This window comes from Streptomyces sp. NPDC001709 (assembly GCF_053596375.1).
Genome location: NZ_JBSFGB010000006.1, coordinates 54,540 through 72,719, shown reverse-complemented (window position 1 = coordinate 72,719; position 18,180 = coordinate 54,540). Strand labels below are relative to the sequence as shown.

Below are 18,180 nucleotides of genomic sequence, written 5' to 3'. Positions count from 1 at the left end.
AGGTGTGCCGCTATCCGTAGTGGTCTTCGAGGTACGCGACGATGTCGCGCTCGCGGAATCTCAGGAGCCGCCCCACCTTCTGGGCCTTCAACCCCCAGTGGCGGTACTTGTTCCGCACGGTGATGTCGCTGACCTTCAGCCATTCGGCCACTTCTTCCGGGGTCAGCAGCCGGTTGCTCCCCCCTGCCGTCAAGGCGCCACCCGCCCGTTCGCCTCGAAGGCGGCGTGGGTGACCGGCATCAGCTCGGCGAAGATCGCCTCGGCCTTCTCGGCGCACATCTCGATCTCGCGCTGAGGGTTGGAGACGAAGGCGGCGTCCTCGCGGTGGGTACGCAGGCTCAGGAAGTTCATGAGGCCGCGGGGGTTCAGGGTGACGTACATCGAGCTGTAGATGCCGACCGGGAGGGCTGCGCGGGCGACCTCGCGGGCGATGCCGGCGGAGAGCATCCGCTCGTAGGACTGGTAGGCGGTCTCGTAGGCGCGGAACAGCTCGGCGTCCACGGTGGCGAACTGCTCTGGGGTGCCGGGCTCGAATCGGTAGTGGCCGGGCTTGCCGGTTTGGACGAGGTTGCGGCCTACGGAGGGGAGGTAGAAGTCGGGCCTCAACTCGCGGTAGCGGGCGGACTCTTCGTTGTACGAGGCGATGCGGTGGCGCTGCCATTCGCGGAAGACGAAGATCGGGGCCTCGATGTACAGGGTGAGACTGCCGTGCTCGAACGGGCTGCCGTGACGCTCGCGCATGAGGTACTTGATCAGGCCCTCGTCGCTGGCGGCCAGAGTCCGGCCGGTCTCGTCCTGGCGGGCCTGGGCGCCGAGGGTGGAGACACGGGCGGCCCGTACGACGGCGAGGTCCGAGAGGTTGTGGTCGACGAGTTCGACGCGCATGTCGGAGCGGAGGTTGAAGGGGCTGGTCACGGCTGACCCTTTCTGGTCTCAGGTTTACATTCAGGCCGCGTTGCGTGCGGCGTGCTCCTCGTAGGAGCGGCGGGACTGCTTCGTGAGGTGCCACATGCCGAAATCGCACTGGTAGACGCGGTTTTCACGGTTCTGCGGGTGGCGACCCTCCCAGCGCTGGGCCTGGCGGTCGCGCTTGGCCTGGGCCCGGCCGAGGGCCTTCTCGGCGGCGCGGCGGTCGCCGAAGGCTCGCTTGTCGGAGCAGTCGCAGGTGTGGAACTCGACGGTCTTCACGGGGAGGGTTCTCCTTGGCTGATCAGGGACGCTTCTTTGCGATCAGGCCACTGTTTCGGGCCATCCGCATGTAGGTGAGGACCGTCTGACGCTGGACGCCGAGGTATTCGGCGAGGTGGCGAGCCGGGTTGAGTACCCCGTCAGCCTCGGCCTTGAGGTAGTGGGCGGCAAGGCGGACGAGGAAGGCTTCGGTGACACGGTTGCCCTGGCGGAGGTCTCGCAGCTCGGCGATCTCGGCTTCGGTCATCTTCGGGGCGCGGAGTGCGTTCGTCATGGAGGTATCCGTTCTGCGGTCATGTCGCCCGGAACTTGTCGCACGGGCAGGTGGGTATCTGACAGGCGCCTCGGGCGGCGCCGGCAAGCGAGTGGGTGAAGGGGGCGTGGCCGCAATCGGGGTGGAAGCACCAGCCCTTCCAGCCCTTCCAGCCCTTCTTGCCGTCGATGTTGGCGAGCGTGACGCCGGGGGCGTAGAGCTTGACCAGGCGGCCGGTGCCCCCGATCGCGAGCTTGTTGGCGAAGGCTTTCGCCTCGGCCTCGTTGCCGAACGGGGCCCAGTTGAGCCCGCGGCTTCCGTCCTTCCAGGTGTGGACCAGGGCCACCCAGTCGCGCATCTGGAGGATCTCGCCCATCTCCTTGATCAGGGCTTTGGCCATCTGGTCGGCGCTCTCGAAGGTGGGGTCCTCCAAGAGCGCCTTCACGGCCTCGACCTCTTCCTTGCGGGGGGTGATTCGCATGGTTCCACCTTAACACGGTGGTTCCATGTTTACATGGTGATCGGGATGAGCTGCATCACGCGGTCGTGAAGCTGAGCCAAGGTGCCGTCGTTGCGGATCACGTCGTCGAAGAGGTACCCGGCGAGGGCGTTCTCGCTGACGTGGCCTGCCTCTCGGATGGGCTCCTGGCCGGGCCGCTCGATCGCGACGACAAGGCCGCCATGGGCGCGGATAGCTTCGGCCTCGTTGGGGAAGCGCACGTCGGTGATGACGGTCGCGCCCCACGTCGTGAAGTCGCGGAACAGGGCGTCGACCCAGACGTTCTCGCCGAGGACTCCTCGGCCGCCCTCGGTCCCGAGGCGCTGGAGGTAGCGGCGTACCTCCGGATACGTCTCCTTCGCGGCGTCCCAGCCGTACTGGTCGACCTCGTACCGCAGAGTGGTGAACCCGTCGGAGTAGGACGGCTCGTCGAGGACAGGGTTCATCGCGTACAGGATGTCGCGCACCTTGTCGGCGAAGGCCCGGCGGGACCAGCCTGCGTCGAGGAGGGCCTGAGCCGCGCTGTCCTTGCCCGAGCGGGCGGCGCCGGCAAGTCCAATCAGGGGAATGGTCACGGGAGTTGTCCTTTCCAGTCAGGCGGAGGTGGTGTCGGCGGCGGCCGGGGCTGCCTCGTCGATGGCGGTCTCGAAGGACCAGGCGCCCTCCATGAGGGACAGGCGCATTTGCAGGTCGGCGTGACGGCCCTGAAGCTCGCGGAGCATCCGGTCGACCTCGCGGTACTCCTCGCGCAGATCGAAGGTGCGGGTGGCGCGCTGGGCACGGGTATGCGCGGCGGCCTTCTCGTGGACGAGAGCGGCGTCGGCCTGGTGCAGCTCGACCAGGGCCCAGATCAGCTCGCGCGTCTTGTCGCGGACTCCCTTCGGGGCCGGGTAGTCGCCGATGCCGGTCTCCAGGCGGCGGACCGAGAAGTCGCGCTTCGTCTCGCGCTTCGTGTAGACGTGCAGCCCCTCGGCCAGACGCGAGCCCCACACTTCGAGGTCGCCCTCGCAGGCCGCGTACGAGGCTCGGCCATACCCGACGTACAGGCCGGACGGGAGGAACTCCCAGGCGTTCTCGTTGGGACCGTTCGTGTGCCAGGTGACGAGCGGCTCGTCGTAGACGGGGGCGATCTGGACCGTCCCGCGGATTCGGGGGCCGGTCACGCGGTAGGTGGTGATCCAGGGCCGGTCGGGAGTAGCCCACGGCTTGTCGTCGGGCTCGGTGGTCGACCGCTCGAATGTGACGGTGCCGAAGGACAGGCCGACGTGCCCGGCGTACTTGAAGGTGTCCATGCTCATGGTGGTGTGCTCTCTGTGAGGGCCGCCCCTGCCCTCTCCCTGTATGGACGGGGGCGGCTGGTGTGCTCGTGACGGTCAGGCGGCGTAGCAGGCGTGGACGGGGATGCCCTCGGCCTTGGCGTGCTGGATGCAGTTCTCAGCGCACTCGACGAAGAAGGCGAGGGCCTTCTCGGCGGCGTCGGAGAGGGTCTGGGCCATCTCGAAGCGGGCGTTCTGCATGCGGAGCAGCTCGTCGCCGAACATCAGGTAGAGGCCCTCGCCGCTCCAGTAGATCCGGCCTCCGCCGCGTGGGTTGTTGGCGTTCTGCTCGTGGAACACGGCGTCGCCCGTGAGGCCGCGCTCGATGCGGACTCGCATGCTCGCGCCGTCCGAGAGGGTCAGGCGGTCGGTGTGCGTCTTCATGGGACTTCCCTTCGGGTCAGACGGTGGTGCCGGCGGGGCGCGCGGCGTAGAAGCGGAGGGCCTCGCGGGCCTGGGCTCGGGCGTACGGCTTGCCGTAGAAGCCGAAGCAGGAGTCGACGTGCTCCCAGGTCTCCATGGACTCGTCGGGGTCGTCGTCACGGGTCCAGCCGACGCGCTCCTCGACCACGAAGCCCCACACGTCGCCCTCGGCCCATGCCTCGTATTCCTGCATCTCGGCCTCGACGTATCCCTCGGTGAGGAGGCCGCCGTCGATGGCGCGGGCCTCTTCGCCGGTCACGTACCAGAGGGAGCGCGGCCCCCGTTCTGGGCTGGACTCCAGCACGATCCCGCCGTGGTAGATCGAGACGTAGCGGGTGAAGATGTCCACGCCGGTCCAGCGGTTCCACTTCAGGCGCTCCCACGCCCAGGCGAGCGGGCCGCCGTCCTTGTCGACGGGGTGGTACTGGCCGAGGTGGGTGTCGATGGTGATGACGTGGACGAGCGTCTCGGCGTCGTTGCGGGGGTTCTCGGGGTGCTCGTCGAGCACCAGGCGCACGCGGAAGCGGCCGTCTTCGGTGGTGGCGAGTACATCGGTCATGTTCGGTTCCTTCGTGGGGTGGGGGCCGCCCCGGCTCTCCCTGTGTGCGAGGGCGGCCCGTGGTGCGAGAGGTGATCAGGCGGCCGGGGCTGCGGCGAGGGCCTCGGTGTCCCAGGCGGGTATCGGGCGGCCGATCTCGGCGTATCGGGCGGCGCGCTTCGCGGCGTTCGCCGAGCCCGAGTACGGGCAGCCCTTGTGACGGCGAGGCGGTGCGGGGTTGGCGCCCTTCCGGTCCCGCATGTGCGAGTAGTAGACCTCGATCTCGGCGTCGCACAGCTCGTCGACCAGGGCCCAGCGGTGTTCGCTGCCGGGGTAGCCGTGGTGGGCGCCCGCGCATCGGGTGCGGGTGCAGCCTTCCGGCTCGGGGACCGGAGTGGTGCGGGGGGCGTAACCGAGTTCGGTCATGCGGGCCCAGGCGGCTTGGAGGCTCTCCAGGTTGCGCGGGGTGGCGCGCAGGAAGGAAGCGAGGAACGGGGCGGTCATGTGTCCTGCCTTTCAGGCGAGTTGGGGAGGTCAGGCGTTGTTGAGGCGGTCGAGGGTCTCGTCGGCGTGACGTTCGAGGATTCGGTGTGCGATCTCGTGCTGTCGGTAGGCAGCGGCGAGGGTGCGGATCTTCTGGCCGTAGTGGGCGAGGTAGCCGAGGTACGGGCCGAACTCCAAGGTCACGGCGTACTTCATGTCGGCTTCGATCTGGGCCTTCTCTTCGGTCAGGTCGATGTGGTCGCGGAGGTTCTTCAGGCCGTCCGGCTGGGCGTTCATGTGGTGGGCCTTTCGGTTCAGGCGTGGTCGGGGGCGGGGAGGTAGCCGAGGGTGCCGGCGGAGTCGATGACCCAGACCTCGCCCTCGTCGAAGACCAGATCGCGGGGGAGGATCTCGGAGCCGCAGTTGTCGCAGCGGAAGCGGCCGGAGGGCTGGACGCCGAAGGGGGCCTTGTTGCACTCGGCGCAGATGATCGTGATCACGGGTAGCCTTTCTGGGGTGGCCCCTCCCTCTCCCTGTGGGAGGGGCCGCTTGCGTCAGGAAGTGGTCTTGTAGCCGTCGCGGCAGGTGACGTACGAGGTGTCACCGATCAGGGCCCAGCAGTCGGCATGTCCGTCGATCTCGCCCCAGAGCACGCGTCCCTGCTTCTGCATGCGCTCGTCGAAGGTCGGGATGTGCCGGGGAGGCTTCGGCTCGTGGTGGACGCCCACGGCGTCGGCGAGGATCAGGAAGACGGCGGCGCTGAATCCGGCGACGATGGCGCGGAGGAGCTTCTTCACTTGCCCTCGGTCCCTTCGAGCAGGGCGAGCAGCTCGTCGACTGCCGCGTACTCGGCGGGGCTGACGTAGCGCCATTCCTTGTCGGGGAGCATCTCGACTGGCAGGGCCAGGGCGAGGCTCTCGGCGGTCTCGGCGAGGTTGCAGAGCGTGTACCACTCCTGTGTGCCTGGGTCGTAGTCGTTGCGCCAGGCGGTGACCTCTCGGGCGGTCTTGAGCACGTCGGCGACGAGGTTCTTGATCCTTTCGAGCGCGATCGACTCGGCGTTCCGGATGGTTGGCATCATGTTTACACTCCGTGCGGTGGAAGCCGGGCGGGTCAGTTGGACCAGAAGACGTGGATGCCGCCGGACACCTCTTCGGCGTGCAGGCCGCCGCTGAACAGCTCCTCGGCCGCCCTCGTCCAGTCGATCTCATTAAAGGGCCAGCGCGTCATGCGCTCCTTGTCCTCGTCCGAGGAGGTCATCTCGGCCCACTCCTGGGCGTAGCTCGCCTCGTCGTCGTAGAAGCCCCGGTAGGCGTCGCGAAACTTGTCGATCCAGTGCGCGCGGTCTGACTGCTCGCCGAACACCTCGACCCAGCAGGCGAACGCTTGGGCCTCGTCCTCGGTCAGGCTGGCCAGGGCCTCGGCGATCTCAGCCGCCTCGGACGGCGAGCACTCGCCCTCCAGGGCTCCGCAGAAACCCTCGTGGTCCATCACCCACAGTTCCTCGTGGGAGGTCTCCCGCTTGTGCAGGTCGGCCGGGGTGACCAGATCGGCCGTGTCGGCGGCGTACCAATCACCCACCAGGCGACCGGCGTTGTAGCAGGCCAGGCAACCGATCCAGACTTGCGGGTCGACCTTACGGGCCGTGATCATGCGTCCTCGCTTTCGCGGTAAGGGGGCCGCCCCTCCCACTCCCTGTTTGGGCAGGGGCGGCCAATGGGCGGGGGTCAGACGGAGATCAGGTCCCAGCCGTCGAGGATGTGAGCGATGGCGGCCTCGTCGATCCGGGCCTTCGCTGCGGCCTCGCGCTCCTCGTATGTCGGCAGGTCGAAGGACATGACCGTCTGGGCGAGCGGGTCGGCTTCGAGCGGCTCGAAGAATCCGGCGACCACCACGTCACCGATCCGGAGGAGGAGGGACAGCGCGCCGCACTCGGGGGCGATGAAGGCGATCTGGTCGTCAGGCTTGATCATGATGTGGCTCGCTTTCGAGTGACTGGGGAAGGGTTAGGCAGCGGCGGGGGTGGAGGCGTCGCGCACTGCGGTAAGCGCGGCCTTGACCTGGGCGAGCGCTTCGGCGCGCTGACCGGCCGACTTGTACTGCCAGGACTGCACCTTGAAGACCGGCGCATCGGTCGGGCCCTCGTACGAGCCCAGCCACTTCAAGATCGAGCGGCGGTGGGCGAGGTCTGCCGCCTCCCGGCGGACCACGGCGGCCAAGATGGTCTGCCAGTGGTGCTCGACCCAGAAGGCCGGGGTGTTCACGCGGTTCGTCAGCGCGGTGCCCACGTGACCCGCGAGGCCGGACTCGTCGTCGTACTCGTTGGCCAGGTTGTGAATCGCGCGGCTGCGGAATCGCTGGGCGGCGAGTCGCAGTTCCTCGCGGTCGGTCGACAGGGCGAGGCAGACCACTCCGCGGTGCTGGTCCACCATGCCGGCGGCAGCCTTGATCGCGTCGGGCAGGGACGTGCTCATGTAGTCCTCACGTTCGGGGATGGTTCGATGCGGGCTGGCATCGTCAGAGGGGAGGAACCGCCTCCCGCTGACACCCCATGCGGGGTGTTTCGCCTTTGCATCCGGGGGAGTTGGGCCGCCCCTCCCCGAGAGGGGGAGGTCAGGGAGGGACGGCAGTTCAGGGGTGGGTCAGGCCCGTGCGAGATCGCTGTTCGAGGTGACCTCCTGCACGGAGATCCCGTGCTCGTGAATCACGCCGCAGTCGTCCTCGCCGCAATCGCACTCGTCGCGGAGCATCTGTGCGTGCATCTCGGCGCAGCCCTGGGCGTACTGCCAGGCCGACCACAGCGAGGTGAAGCGGGACTCGGCGTCGCGCTCGTATCCCTCGCGCTGCGTCACCAGGACCCGGCCGTTCGCCTGTGCCTCGACCTCCCACAGGCCCACCAGGTCGCCGTTCTCACGCCAGACCCGGACCTCATGGTTCGGCTCGCACTCGCCCTCGAAGGTGCACCCCGAGCCATCGCAGTAATTCGAGAAGCAGTGCCATGTCTCGGCCGGGTCGCACTCGGAGTCGCGACAGGACTGGCACTCGCGGGCATTCATGATGTGCATCCCGCAGCACTCGCAGTCGTACGCGCCTCGGATGATCTCCTCGGACTCGTCTTCGAGCAGATCCCAGCCCTCGGGGATGAAATCCCACACGTCGTCGGGCTCGTCGTCGAGGTAGTGGTCGATGTACGTCGTCTCGCCCCTGTCGTCCTCGACGATCAGCATCAGGTACCAGCGGGCGTCGGAGGGGGCAACGATGGTCGACATGTGTGCTCGCATTCAGGGGAGGGGGCCGCCCCTGCCCTCTCCCTGTGTGGGAAGGGGCGGCCTGGTTACAGGTTTACATTCGGGCTTAGGCGTCGACGGTCTCGACGAACCCGGCGTCCTCCCGCTCGGCGAGCTGGGCCTCCAGCTCCGCGATCCGCTGACGCGCCTTGTCGTAGGCGAAGGACACCTCGTCGAGGCGGTTGCGCAGGTTGTAGGCGATGGACAGCAGGTCGAACCGCTGCACGTCGCGCTTCTGGAGGTTGACCGGGCGGACCGGCTTCGGGGCCTCGATCTCGGCGACCATCTGCGCCGTGATGAAGATGAACCCGCCGCAGTAGGTGCAGCGCTCCTCGGCGTCCTGCTCGGAGACGTTCCGCTCGTAGAAGCTGAAGTCGACGCACCCGTAGCACCGGAAGTCGCCGTCCGACTTCTTGACCCCCACCGCCTTGCCGTACTGGCGGTCGGTGTCGGAGAACACGTACTCGGTCATGTGACCTTACCCTTCAGGCTTGGCTGGTCTCAAGTTTACACCAGCCCGCTTTGTTTGGCCGAACCGGGCTGGTTCGGCGTGGTTCCAACTTTACCATGCTCGCTGTTCGGAGTTTCGCGTTTGGCCTGGTCAGCGGTAGGCACTCCCATTGTCCTACCGCCCGGACTCTTGGCCGGTCGCTTCCCTCCCGGACCTTGCGGCCCGTTCAGCTTGCGGTGGTCACACCTTAACACGCTTCCCGGTCCGATCCGCAACCCCCTTGCGTGAGCTGCGATTTCCCGGTCCTGCCTGCCCTTCCCGTTCGGCCCGTTGCCGTGCCGTTCGGTGCGGTGTGGTCACACCTTAACACATTGCTCGGGGTGCCTGTCCATTCGGCCCGTACGTACGCCGTGCCTGCCCTCCCCTACGCGTGCGCGTGACGCAGGCAGGCAGACAGGCAGCGTGCAACGTCCGTCATGTCTGGTCGACGACTGCGCGTCCTGCTGTGTGCGTGTCTCACGCGCTCTGTCTGTCGCTGTCTCATCCGTGCATGCATGCGTCATTGCTCACACTGTGACCACGTACATCCGATGCGAGGTGCTGTGTGTACGTATGTCACCGCATGTCCGATTACACCCAATCCACCGGCCTCTTGCCCTTGCGTTCGATCTCGCACCGACTTGCGCCGACGCCTGGGGATGGGTGGGGGTATGACCCAGCCGGCAACGGAAGAGGGGCCGCCGGGTCTTAGCAGCTCGGATTCTGCCACGGTTCCAAGGTCGACCACGCCCCCGCGCTCGCCCGCCCTCCAGGTCGTAAATGTGCAGGTCAGCGGCGGCGAGAGCGTTCTGCAGGGTGGTCGCCACGAGTGCACAGGAATGAGCGCCGGCGGATGGGGCCCAGCGTCGCTCACCACGCCGTCAGCGCGGCCCAGCTCGGCCGCGCTCGCCCGCCCGAAGTACGTCTTCGCGTCTTCCCGCAGTGCCGCCCTTCCGGGCGGCCCTCGCCGCTGGCGTCTTCACGCTATCCGCCCTCCGGGCGGCCCTACTCCTTCGCCGCCGCTTCCTTCCGCCGTCACCCTTCCGCCGTCGCCCTTCGGGCGCCGCCGGGGTGTGAGCGAGGTCACAGGCTTTCTTCTTTCCGGAATCAAGATCATCTAGCGACTTCTATATGTAAGTACGTAAGTCGCGAGTAGCAAGGCTTGAGCCCCTGTCGGGGCTCGCCAGCATGAAGACGCCTTACGTATTTCGCGCGTCCGCGAATTGCAGGCTTGGCCCCCGGAGGGGGCCACCTGAATGAAGACGAAAGACGTACGCACGTAATCGCGTCTTTCGCGCATGGGGGGCCTGCTTGAAGATCCTCGAACTCTGCGCAGGGTACGGCGGCGTCGGCATGGCTGTCGCTCCCCTCATCGGCGGGCGCGTCGTCTACGTGGCGGAAAGCGCGCCAGGCCCGAGCGCCGTCCTCGCTGAGAGGTACCCGAACGCTCCCAACCTCGGCGACATCCGCGAGATCAACTGGGCTCAGCTCGTGGGCCTGGTCGACGTGATCACCGCAGGGTTCCCCTGCCAGGACATCTCGATTGCGGGGAACCGGGTTGGAATTCGAGGCGCTCGCTCTGGAGTTTGGGTCAACGTCCTTGAAGCAGTTCGCGTCATACGACCGCGAATCCTCTTCTTGGAAAACGTCTCGAACATCCGGACGCGCGGGCTCGAAGTCGTCCTCGGTGACCTGGCCGAGATCGGGTATAGCGCGCGGTGGGTGTGCGTTCGAGCTACCGCAGCTCACGCCCCTCACCTCCGTGACCGGTGGTTCTGTATCGCGACCCCTGAAGACCCCGACCTCGAACTTGGGATCTAACGGCGGCGCTCGCCCGCCGGCTGAACGTCGAGCTGGGGGGCATGGCCCGACCCTCGACGACGAAGCGTGCTACCTGCTCCCGTACTCGGAAGCGATCCTCGAAGGCCGCGAGCCCGAGCCTGCGGTCGACGGCCCCAACTCCCCCGCGCACTGGTGGGGTGAGTACCTCCCCGCTATCCGGCAGTGGGAGGCAGTGACCGACCGTGCCGCTCCCCCGCCAACCGAGGCAGGCCGCAAGGGCGGCCCCCGCGTAACCGTCGAGTGGGTCGAGTGGCTCATGGGCCTCCCCCTCGGCTACGTCACCGCCGTCCCCGGCCTGACGCGCGGGCAACAGCTTCAGATCCTCGGGAACGGCGTCGTCCCGCAACAGGCTTCCGCCGCGTTCGCGGCACTCCTCGCCCTGGGGGTGTGATGCCGAACTGGGCTTCCTCAGACCGACGCGAACGGTTGCCGGCGGACTGGCCGAAGATCCGACTCCGCGTCCTGCGCCGAGACGGCCATCGCTGCACGGCCCGTGATCAGTACGGGCAGCGCTGCGAGGAACCGGCTACGGACGTGGACCACATCGTGCCTGGTGATGACCATCGAGAGACCAACCTTCGAGCACTCTGCGGGTTTCATCACCGGGCCAAGTCCTCACGCGAGGGAGCCCTCGCTCTGGCCGCACAGCGGCGACGGATCAATCAGCGGTTCAAGCGGACCGAGGCCCATCCGGGGCTTCTGTAAGGGAGGCGCCCGTGTTCACTGCTGCCTGGGTCGCATGGATCGGCCTGTTCGTCGTGATCGAGGGCGCCGCCCTGTACCTGAAGGAACCCGGCGACACCTTGTCCGAGCATGTCTGGAAGTGGTTCCACACCGCGAAGGGCACCGTGCCGGACCGGACAACCCGGCTCCGCCGTTTCGTCCTGGTCGCGTTCCTGGCCTGGGTCTCCGCCCACTTCCTGACGGGCGGCATGTTCTGACCTGACATGAAGGAGGTGAGCCGGTGCCCGGCCCCGTACCCAACCGTGAAGCTGATCTGGCTCGCCCCCGAGAGCGCAAGGGCTCGGACGTTCAGTCGGTGACACGAGGCGTCGCCCGGCCCACGAAGGTGCCGAACGCTGACCGCAACTGGCACCCCATCGCGAAGCGCCTGTGGGACTCCCTGAAGGAGTCCGGCCAGGCCGACTTCTACCAGCAGTCCGACTGGGCGCTCGCCTACTCGCTGTGCGAAGACCTCTCCTACTACAAGAAGTCCGGCAAGCGGTCGGGACAGATGCTCCAGACCATCTACAGCGCCTTCGAGCGGCTCCTCGTCGCCGAGGGCGACCGACGCCGCGTGCGTATCGAGCTGCACGAGCCCGAGCCCGAGGAGCAGTCCGCGGCCGTCCTCGCCATCGCCGACTACAAGAAGGAGCTGGGCCTCGCCAAGTAGGTGAGCCGCCCTTCGGGCGGCCCAACCATGAGGGGAGGTGAGTCCCATTCCAGCCCTCACAGCAGAAGAGATCGACGCCCTCGAACCGTCGTTCCTCGGTCCGACGTGGACGAAGGAGCCGGACGGTTCCTGGAAGCTCCCCGAGCGCACGCTCGGCTGGCAAATCGCCGGTTGGTGCGCCGAGTTCCTCAAAGCCGAGGACGGCGGGCCCTGGCGCTTCACGCGCGAGCAGCTCCGTTTCGTCTTGTGGTGGTACGCGGTCGACGAGAACGGCCGCTTCATCTACCGCAAGGGAGTCCTCCAGCGCCTCAAGGGCTGGGGCTTAGGGCAAGGACCCGCTCCTCGCGGTCATCTCCCTGGTTGAGTTCGTCGGGCCCTCCCGCTTCTCGCACTGGGACCAGGCCGGGCAGCCGGTCGGCGTCCCGCACCCCCAGGCGTGGGTGCAGATCGCGGCCGTCAGCCGCGACCAGACGCGCAACACGATGACGCTGATGCCGTCCCTGATGTCGGACAAGCTCATCGAGACGTACGGCATCAAGGCCGGGGCCGAGCTGATCCGCGCGAACGGTGGCCGGCAGAGGCTCGAAGCGGTCACGTCGTCGTTCCGCGCCCTTGAGGGCGGCCGAGTCACGTTCACGGTGCTCAACGAGACGCACCACTGGGTGACCGGCAACAACGGCGACCGCATGTACGAGACGATCGACGGCAACGCGACGAAGAAGGACTCGCGCTATCTGGCGATCACGAACGCGTACCTCCCCGGCGAGGACTCCGTCGCCGAGAAGATGCGTGAGGCGTTCGAGAAGATCCGCGAGGGCCGCGCTGCGGACATCGGCTTCATGTACGACTCGATCGAGGCCCACCCGGCGACACCCCTGACGCCCGAGGCGATCCGTATCGTCCTGCCGAAGATCCGTGGTGACGCGGTGTGGCTGCGGGTCGAGACGATCCTTCAGTCGATTCTCGACACGACGATCGCGCCGAGCCGCTCGCGGCGTATGTGGCTGAACCAGATCGTTGCGGCCGAGGACGCCCTCTTCGGCCCGGCCGAATGGGATGTGCTCCGTAACGACGCGCTGACGCTCCAGCCCGGCGACGAGATCACGATCGGCTTCGACGGCGGCCTCCGTGACGACAGCACGGCCCTGGTGGCTCTGCGCGTCAGCGACATGGCGGCCTTCGTGCTGGGGCTGTGGGAGAAGCCGGACGGTCCGGCCGGGAAGGACTGGGAGGTCCCCCGCGACCAGGTGGACAGCGCCGTGCACGACGCGTTCCGCGCGTTCGAGGTGCAGGGCATGTACGCCGACGTTGCCCTCTGGGAGTCCTACATCTCCGAGTGGTCGCAGGCGTACGGCGAGGGCCTGGCCGTGAAGGCGCCCGGCAAGGACGCGATCGGCTGGGACATGAGGACCAGCCTCAAGGCCGCGACCCTGGCGAACGAGCGCCTGATGCGCTCGATCTTCGATCGCAAGCTCGCCCACGACGGCGACCTGAAGCTCCGCCGGCACGTGCTGAACGCGCGGCGCCGGACCAACAACTACGGCGTCTCCTTCGGCAAGGAGAGCCGCGAGTCCCCCAAGAAGGTCGACGCGTACGCGGCCCTGATGCTCGCGCACGAGGCCCTGTTCGACCTGCGCGCCCGTGGCCGGAAGGTCCGTAAGCGGACTGGCCGGGGCTTCTTCCTGTAGCAGTGTAAAGATGTAACCAAGGGTGGTGAGTTCATGGCCGACACCCAACCCGCCTCCCTGGCGGTGCAGCTCCTCGCCATCCTTGGCCGGGATAAGGACCGGCTGACCCGGATCGACGACTACCTTCACGGGCGTCACGACGATCCGTACATGCCCGCGATGGCCGACGACGAGTATCGGCTCCTCGCGAAGCGGTCCATATCGAACTGGACCCCGCTCCTCGTCAACACCCCGGCACAGGCCCTCTACGTGGACGGCTACCGGGCGGGCGACGAGGACGGCAAGGGCTCGGCGACGGATCTGTCCTCTCCCCAGTGGGAGCACTGGCAGCGTTCCCGCCTCGACGCCCGGCAGTCCGCCGTCTACAAGGGCGCTCTGACGTACGGGCATTCGTTCACGCTGACCGAGCGCGTCAAGGGCGTGGTGCTGACGAAGGGCCTGTCCGCGCTGCGGACGGCTGCCCTGTACGAGGACCCGGCGAACGACGACACCCCGTACGCGGCGCTGACCGTGGTGACCTGGCCGCACGCCGAGACTCCCGGCCGGGCCCGCATGTGGGACGGCACCTTCGAGTACGCGGTCACCTTCAAGTCGCTGGACGACGCGGACGGCGTGAAGGTCGGCAAGGGCAGGCGCCACGGCGCGAGCGAGTGTCCGGTGACCCGCTTCGCGGCGTCGGTGGACCTCGAAGGCCGCACGGTCGGCGTGATCGAGCCGATGATCCCGCTCCAGAACCGGATCAACCAGACCATCTTCGATCTCCTCGTCGCCCAGACGTACGCCTCGGTGAAGGTCCGGACCGTCACGGGCATGGCCCCGCCGGTCCAGCGCGATCCGGAGACGGGTGAGGTCGTCTACGACGATCAGGGCAACCCGATCCCCCTGCCGATCAACCACAACGCGAAGCGGTTCCTCTTCGCCGAGGACCCCGACGTGAAGTTCGGCAGCCTCGACGAGACCCCGCTCGGCGGGTTCATCGACTCGATCGACATGAGCATCCGGCACCTCAGCGCCGTCGCGCAGGTACCGCCTCACCATCTGCTCGGACAGATCGCCAACCTCTCGGCCGAGGCTCTCCAGGCCGCCGAGACGGCGCTGTCTCGCAAGATCCAGGAGTTCCGCACGGTGTTCGGTGAAGCCTGGGAGAGAGTGTTCAGGCTGGCCGCCGAGCTGGAAGGCCAGGGCGCTGCCGACGACTTCAAGGGTGAGGTCATCTGGCGCGACATGGAACAGCGCAGCCTCGCGCAGGCCGCTGACGCGCTGGGCAAGCTGCGCGAGCAGCTCGGTATCCCGGCGAAGGGTCTGTGGAAGCGCGTCCCGAACGTCACGCAAACCGAGCTGGACGAGTGGGACGACCTTGCTGACGAGGAAGACTCGGTGGGTCAGCTCGCGTCCGCGTTGAACCGCGCGACGCCCGAGCCGGTCACCGCGGATTCGATGCCGGCGGCTGCATGACGCGGAAGTCGAGGCAGGCCGAGACCGATGAAGTCTCGGCCGCCTTCCACGTCGCGCTGACGCAGATCGGCGCGCAGACCACAGCTGAGGCCCTGGCCCTGTGGGCGGACGTTCCGGTCGACCAGCGGGCGGCCACGGCGGGCGGATGGCTGCGCAAGGCCATCACGCTCGTCATGTCCCGTCGTCGCCAGTCACGCGACTTGGCGCGGGCCTACTACCGGCTCGCCCGAGCGCTCCAGACCGGAACGACGGTCGCCGACCCGTATCACCCCGAGCCCACGTACGTGACACTCGCCGACCTGCGGCGAGAGTTCGCCGCCCTGGCGGGCACGTACGAGCCGCCCTCCGAGAGCCCGTCCGACCCCCCGCCTGATACAGGCGAGAAAAACTCGAGGTCCGCCGGCACCGATGAAACGGCGCCCGAAGACGACGACCAGGGCCAGACGCCCGGCGACGACTCGGCAGCCGTCATCGACGACCAGGACCAGGGCGACGGACAGGACGGCGAAGACGACTGGGAGCGCATCCTCGTCGAGGAGCTGAACGGGCTCCGTGAGGAAGAGGACCGGATCGAGCGCCAGGCCGAAGAGGAGCTTCGGATCGTCCTCGAAGCCCTCGGTCCGGCCAACCTCGACCGGCGCATGACCGTCGAGGACGCCGACCCCGACGAGGCCAAGCGGCAGGCGGGATCGCAGCAGGCAGCCGCGGCCTCCCGCATCGCCATGAACGGCGCCCGGTCAACGAACTGGACGCACATGACCCGCGACCGGCGGGCCCTCGGATACGTGCGCCTGTCGCGTACGGGCACCCCGTGCGGCTGGTGCGCCATGTTGATCAGCCGGGGCCCGGTCTACAAGTCCCGCGAGTCCGCCACCTTCGCGGACGGCGACAAGTACCACGACAACTGCCACTGCTACGCGATGCCGATCTGGAATCGGGATCAGTACCAGTCGAGCGAACTGACCGCCCTTTCGCGGCAGTACGAGTCCCTGTGGCCAGAGGTCACCAAGGGTCACACCGGCAAGGACGCGGTGAGCGTCTGGCGCCGGTTCATCCGCAAGCAACAACGAGCCGCAGCCCAGGAGGCGCGGCAGTCCACGAGCACGGCCCCGGAGGCGTGAAGTGTCTGACGAGAAGCCCAACGACGAGGAGACCCCGAGCGGCGAGACCCCGCCCGGCCAGAAGCCGGACGAGGAGCAGAAGCCGAACGACAAGGCCGGTGCCGGCGGATCGTCGACCAGCGAGGAAGACGAGCTGCCCGACTGGGCCCGCAAGGAACTGGCGAAGGTCCGCAATGAGGCGGCCGGATACCGCACTCGACTGCGGGACGCCGAGACGAGGCTCTCCGGAGCCAAGAGCCCGGAGGAGTTCGAGGCCGCCCTCGCGGACGTGAAGGCCAAGAACGCCGAGCTTGAGCGCTCTCTCCTCATCTTCACCGTGGCCCGCAAGTTCGACCTCCCCGAGGCCCTGGCGGGTCGCCTGCGCGGCGACACCCCCGAGGAGCTGGAGGCCGACGCGAAGGCCCTTCAGGCTCTCGTCACCCCTGCCGCCCCGCCCTCTCTCGGTGGCGGCCTCGATCCGTCCGACGAGGACGACGGAGAGATGGACCCGCGCAAGCTCGCGCGGCGAACCAGGCGCTTCTAGCGCCTCCGATGACCCCCCTTTCTGAACCCCCGTGCTGAACCGGCCGGGGGTCTTTTCATGCCCCGGAGGTAACACCCCTTGGCCACCGCACAGCATCAGGTCGTAAAGCCTCAGAAGCTGGTCAACACCGCAGTCGGGATGCTTGAGCAGGAGCTGATCATCCCCAACCTGTTCCAGAAGCAGGGCGTCGACCAGTTCAAGGGTGCCGAGAACGACACGATCTCCATGAAGGTCGAAGGCATCCTGCCGTTCCACGACTACGCGTGGCGTAACGACCGCTCGAACCCCATCGTCTTCGACGAGTACAGCGAGCGGACCATCGCCGTGACCTTCGGCGGCAACGTGTACTCGGCGGTCAAGCTCACCGACGAGCAGAACGACTTCGACATCGACAACTGGTCGAAGCTCCTGCGCCCGCAGTCCAAGGCTGTGGCTCGCGGCCTCCAGCGCCGAGCCGTCAACCTCCTGACCGGCCAGACCTACAACGCCACCATCGGCAACGCTCAGCAGAACCTTCGCGGTGCGCTGATCGAGGCCCGGCGCGTGCTGAACGCCTTTCACGCTCCGAAGGAGGGCCGTTACCTTCTGGTCGGCACCGAGTTCGAGTCGGCGCTCCTGAACGACGACAAGCTCAACCTCGCGCAGAACGTCGGTGACAGCGAGGCCGAGTCCGCGCTGCGTACCGCGAGCATCGGCGACCGCATGGGCTTCCGCATCGTGGTCGACCAGACCATCCCTGCCGACACCGCGTACGCCTTCGCGTCCTCGGCGTTCATCTTCCTGTCCGGCGCCCCGAGCGTCCCGCAGTCGGTTCCTTACGGCGCGACCACCTCGTTCGAGAACATCGCCCTGCGATGGGTCCGCGACTACGACCCGCTGTACATGCAGGACCGCTCGGTCGTGAACACGTACGCGGGCTTCCGGTCCGTGACGGACGTGCTCGTCGGCTGGGACCAGGCGAACGAGAAGGAGATCGTCTCCACTCAGGAGCACTTCGTTCGCGGCATCAAGCTCCAGCTCGACGGCAAGTCCGACTACCCGGCGGCCGGAAGCGAGCTGGCCACGATCACCGGCGTCTCCGACGCGAAGGTGTGGACCCCGACCGGCATGAAGGCCGAGACGGACCCGGCCAACGCCTGACCTGACCGGCGGAGCTGGTTCATCTGGGCCTGATTGCAGATGGCCCAGCTCCGCCGTCCCTTCTCCCGAGAGGAGTCTCATTGGCGTACGCCACTCTCGACGAGCTGAAGGGCCGCCTCGACTGGGAGTTGGACGCCGACGAGCTGCGCATCGCTGCCGGCGCATTGGAAGACGCTTCGGACCTTGCGGCCACCTACGGCCGTGACTGGCCCGAGGACACCGCGCCCCGGCTGGTGAAGACGCTCGTGCTGAAGTCCGCGGCGAGGTACATGCGGAACCCGAACGGCTACACGCAGAGCCGGGCCGGGGACGAGACGCTCGCCTGGTCGGACATCGGCCGTGATGCGGGCACCGTGTACTTCACCCGCGAGGAGATCCGGCTCCTTGAGGAGCTGGCCGGGCGCAAGCGCGGGATCTCCAGCGTGGTCGTCTCCGCCTGGGGCACGAAGCCCCGTGCGGCCGATGTCGGCCGCGTGCCGGTCGACTACTCCCCCGCCTCGCCGTTCCCCCTGTTCGGGGATGAGGTGAGCCCCTGGTGAGC

At 67.6% G+C, this 18,180-nt stretch carries 30 protein-coding genes and 1 other RNA gene; 11 read left to right on the top strand and 20 right to left on the bottom strand.

What is annotated here, in order from left to right:
• Positions 1-10: 10 nt before the first annotated feature.
• The 20 genes from ACWC0C_RS11175 to ACWC0C_RS11080 all read right to left on the bottom strand — a co-directional run bounded on the left by ACWC0C_RS11175 (position 11) and on the right by ACWC0C_RS11080 (position 8,459).
• Entirely contained in the window at positions 11-193 is a 183-nt protein-coding gene (locus ACWC0C_RS11175; protein ID WP_123995340.1) for a helix-turn-helix domain-containing protein, read from the bottom strand.
• Positions 190-885, bottom strand: coding sequence for an FAD-dependent thymidylate synthase (thyX, locus tag ACWC0C_RS11170; RefSeq protein ID WP_450863637.1), 696 nt, complete (start codon positions 883-885; stop codon positions 190-192). The genes ACWC0C_RS11175 and thyX overlap by 4 nt, the downstream gene beginning before the upstream one ends.
• A 60-nt stretch (positions 886-945) precedes the next feature.
• Positions 946-1,188 (bottom strand): hypothetical protein, encoded by a 243-nt coding sequence (locus ACWC0C_RS11165; RefSeq protein WP_450863331.1) that lies wholly within the window; start codon positions 1,186-1,188, stop codon positions 946-948.
• A gap of 22 nt (positions 1,189-1,210) precedes the next feature.
• Entirely contained in the window at positions 1,211-1,462 is a 252-nt protein-coding gene (locus ACWC0C_RS11160) for a hypothetical protein (protein ID WP_450863330.1), read from the bottom strand.
• Between the two features lie 19 nt (positions 1,463-1,481).
• Positions 1,482-1,922, bottom strand: coding sequence for a hypothetical protein (locus tag ACWC0C_RS11155; RefSeq protein ID WP_450863329.1), 441 nt, complete (start codon positions 1,920-1,922; stop codon positions 1,482-1,484).
• Positions 1,923-1,951: 29 nt separating this feature from the next.
• On the bottom strand, positions 1,952-2,515 hold the full coding sequence (locus ACWC0C_RS11150) for a deoxynucleotide monophosphate kinase family protein (protein ID WP_450863327.1): 564 nt from the start codon (positions 2,513-2,515) through the stop codon (positions 1,952-1,954).
• Positions 2,516-2,533: 18 nt separating this feature from the next.
• A complete protein-coding gene (locus ACWC0C_RS11145) occupies positions 2,534-3,238 on the bottom strand; it encodes a hypothetical protein (RefSeq protein ID WP_450863325.1) in 705 nt (234 codons plus the stop codon).
• Between the two features lie 75 nt (positions 3,239-3,313).
• Positions 3,314-3,640 (bottom strand): hypothetical protein, encoded by a 327-nt coding sequence (locus tag ACWC0C_RS11140; protein WP_450863324.1) that lies wholly within the window; start codon positions 3,638-3,640, stop codon positions 3,314-3,316.
• A gap of 16 nt (positions 3,641-3,656) precedes the next feature.
• Positions 3,657-4,238, bottom strand: coding sequence for a hypothetical protein (locus ACWC0C_RS11135; RefSeq protein WP_450863322.1), 582 nt, complete (start codon positions 4,236-4,238; stop codon positions 3,657-3,659).
• A 75-nt stretch (positions 4,239-4,313) separates the two neighbouring features.
• Positions 4,314-4,721 (bottom strand): hypothetical protein, encoded by a 408-nt coding sequence (locus ACWC0C_RS11130; protein ID WP_450863320.1) that lies wholly within the window; start codon positions 4,719-4,721, stop codon positions 4,314-4,316.
• A gap of 30 nt (positions 4,722-4,751) precedes the next feature.
• The gene (locus ACWC0C_RS11125) at positions 4,752-4,997 is read right to left on the bottom strand and encodes a hypothetical protein (RefSeq protein ID WP_450863318.1); all 246 of its coding nucleotides are present in this window, start codon (positions 4,995-4,997) and stop codon (positions 4,752-4,754) included.
• Positions 4,998-5,014: 17 nt separating this feature from the next.
• Positions 5,015-5,200: a hypothetical protein gene (locus tag ACWC0C_RS11120; protein WP_450863316.1), complete on the bottom strand. Its 186-nt coding sequence runs from the start codon at positions 5,198-5,200 to the stop codon at positions 5,015-5,017.
• 54 nt (positions 5,201-5,254) lie between these two features.
• Positions 5,255-5,497, bottom strand: coding sequence for a hypothetical protein (locus ACWC0C_RS11115; protein ID WP_450863315.1), 243 nt, complete (start codon positions 5,495-5,497; stop codon positions 5,255-5,257).
• Entirely contained in the window at positions 5,494-5,781 is a 288-nt protein-coding gene (locus ACWC0C_RS11110) for a hypothetical protein (RefSeq protein WP_450863314.1), read from the bottom strand. Before ACWC0C_RS11110 ends, ACWC0C_RS11115 begins: the two co-directional genes overlap by 4 nt.
• Before the next feature lie 32 nt (positions 5,782-5,813).
• Positions 5,814-6,353 (bottom strand): antirestriction protein ArdA, encoded by a 540-nt coding sequence (locus ACWC0C_RS11105; RefSeq protein ID WP_450863312.1) that lies wholly within the window; start codon positions 6,351-6,353, stop codon positions 5,814-5,816.
• A gap of 74 nt (positions 6,354-6,427) precedes the next feature.
• On the bottom strand, positions 6,428-6,673 hold the full coding sequence (locus ACWC0C_RS11100; protein ID WP_123995353.1) for a hypothetical protein: 246 nt from the start codon (positions 6,671-6,673) through the stop codon (positions 6,428-6,430).
• 33 nt (positions 6,674-6,706) lie between these two features.
• Positions 6,707-7,174 carry a hypothetical protein gene (locus tag ACWC0C_RS11095; RefSeq protein WP_450863310.1) on the bottom strand — a complete coding sequence of 156 codons (468 nt, stop codon included), beginning with the start codon at positions 7,172-7,174 and terminating at the stop codon, positions 6,707-6,709.
• Between the two features lie 28 nt (positions 7,175-7,202).
• Positions 7,203-7,269: hammerhead ribozyme type II (locus ACWC0C_RS11090), an RNA gene on the bottom strand.
• A 73-nt stretch (positions 7,270-7,342) separates the two neighbouring features.
• Positions 7,343-7,969, bottom strand: a complete 627-nt coding sequence (locus ACWC0C_RS11085) for a hypothetical protein (protein WP_450863308.1) — start codon at positions 7,967-7,969, stop codon at positions 7,343-7,345.
• Between the two features lie 85 nt (positions 7,970-8,054).
• Positions 8,055-8,459 (bottom strand): hypothetical protein, encoded by a 405-nt coding sequence (locus ACWC0C_RS11080; RefSeq protein WP_450863307.1) that lies wholly within the window; start codon positions 8,457-8,459, stop codon positions 8,055-8,057.
• Positions 8,460-9,788: 1,329 nt separating this feature from the next.
• Here ACWC0C_RS11080 and ACWC0C_RS11075 point away from each other — a divergent pair.
• The 11 genes from ACWC0C_RS11075 (at position 9,789) to ACWC0C_RS11025 (ending at position 18,178) form a co-directional block, all read left to right on the top strand.
• Positions 9,789-10,298: a DNA cytosine methyltransferase gene (locus tag ACWC0C_RS11075; protein ID WP_450863305.1), complete on the top strand. Its 510-nt coding sequence runs from the start codon at positions 9,789-9,791 to the stop codon at positions 10,296-10,298.
• Between the two features lie 193 nt (positions 10,299-10,491).
• Positions 10,492-10,710, top strand: a complete 219-nt coding sequence (locus ACWC0C_RS11070; RefSeq protein ID WP_450863303.1) for a hypothetical protein — start codon at positions 10,492-10,494, stop codon at positions 10,708-10,710.
• A gap of 325 nt (positions 10,711-11,035) precedes the next feature.
• Entirely contained in the window at positions 11,036-11,260 is a 225-nt protein-coding gene (locus tag ACWC0C_RS11065; RefSeq protein WP_123995360.1) for a hypothetical protein, read from the top strand.
• A gap of 23 nt (positions 11,261-11,283) precedes the next feature.
• Positions 11,284-11,712: a phage terminase small subunit gene (locus ACWC0C_RS11060; protein WP_450863301.1), complete on the top strand. Its 429-nt coding sequence runs from the start codon at positions 11,284-11,286 to the stop codon at positions 11,710-11,712.
• 37 nt (positions 11,713-11,749) lie between these two features.
• A complete protein-coding gene (locus ACWC0C_RS11055) occupies positions 11,750-12,076 on the top strand; it encodes a hypothetical protein (RefSeq protein ID WP_450863299.1) in 327 nt (108 codons plus the stop codon).
• Between the two features lie 127 nt (positions 12,077-12,203).
• Entirely contained in the window at positions 12,204-13,400 is a 1,197-nt protein-coding gene (locus ACWC0C_RS11050) for a terminase (protein WP_450863298.1), read from the top strand.
• Between the two features lie 33 nt (positions 13,401-13,433).
• Positions 13,434-14,855, top strand: a complete 1,422-nt coding sequence (locus ACWC0C_RS11045; protein WP_450863296.1) for a phage portal protein — start codon at positions 13,434-13,436, stop codon at positions 14,853-14,855.
• Positions 14,852-15,976, top strand: a complete 1,125-nt coding sequence (locus ACWC0C_RS11040; protein ID WP_450863294.1) for a VG15 protein — start codon at positions 14,852-14,854, stop codon at positions 15,974-15,976. Before ACWC0C_RS11045 ends, ACWC0C_RS11040 begins: the two co-directional genes overlap by 4 nt.
• Before the next feature lies 1 nt (position 15,977).
• Positions 15,978-16,499: a hypothetical protein gene (locus ACWC0C_RS11035; protein WP_450863292.1), complete on the top strand. Its 522-nt coding sequence runs from the start codon at positions 15,978-15,980 to the stop codon at positions 16,497-16,499.
• A 78-nt stretch (positions 16,500-16,577) separates the two neighbouring features.
• On the top strand, positions 16,578-17,639 hold the full coding sequence (locus ACWC0C_RS11030) for a hypothetical protein (RefSeq protein WP_450863290.1): 1,062 nt from the start codon (positions 16,578-16,580) through the stop codon (positions 17,637-17,639).
• A gap of 80 nt (positions 17,640-17,719) precedes the next feature.
• Positions 17,720-18,178, top strand: coding sequence for a hypothetical protein (locus ACWC0C_RS11025; protein ID WP_450863288.1), 459 nt, complete (start codon positions 17,720-17,722; stop codon positions 18,176-18,178).
• Positions 18,179-18,180 lie beyond the last annotated feature (2 nt).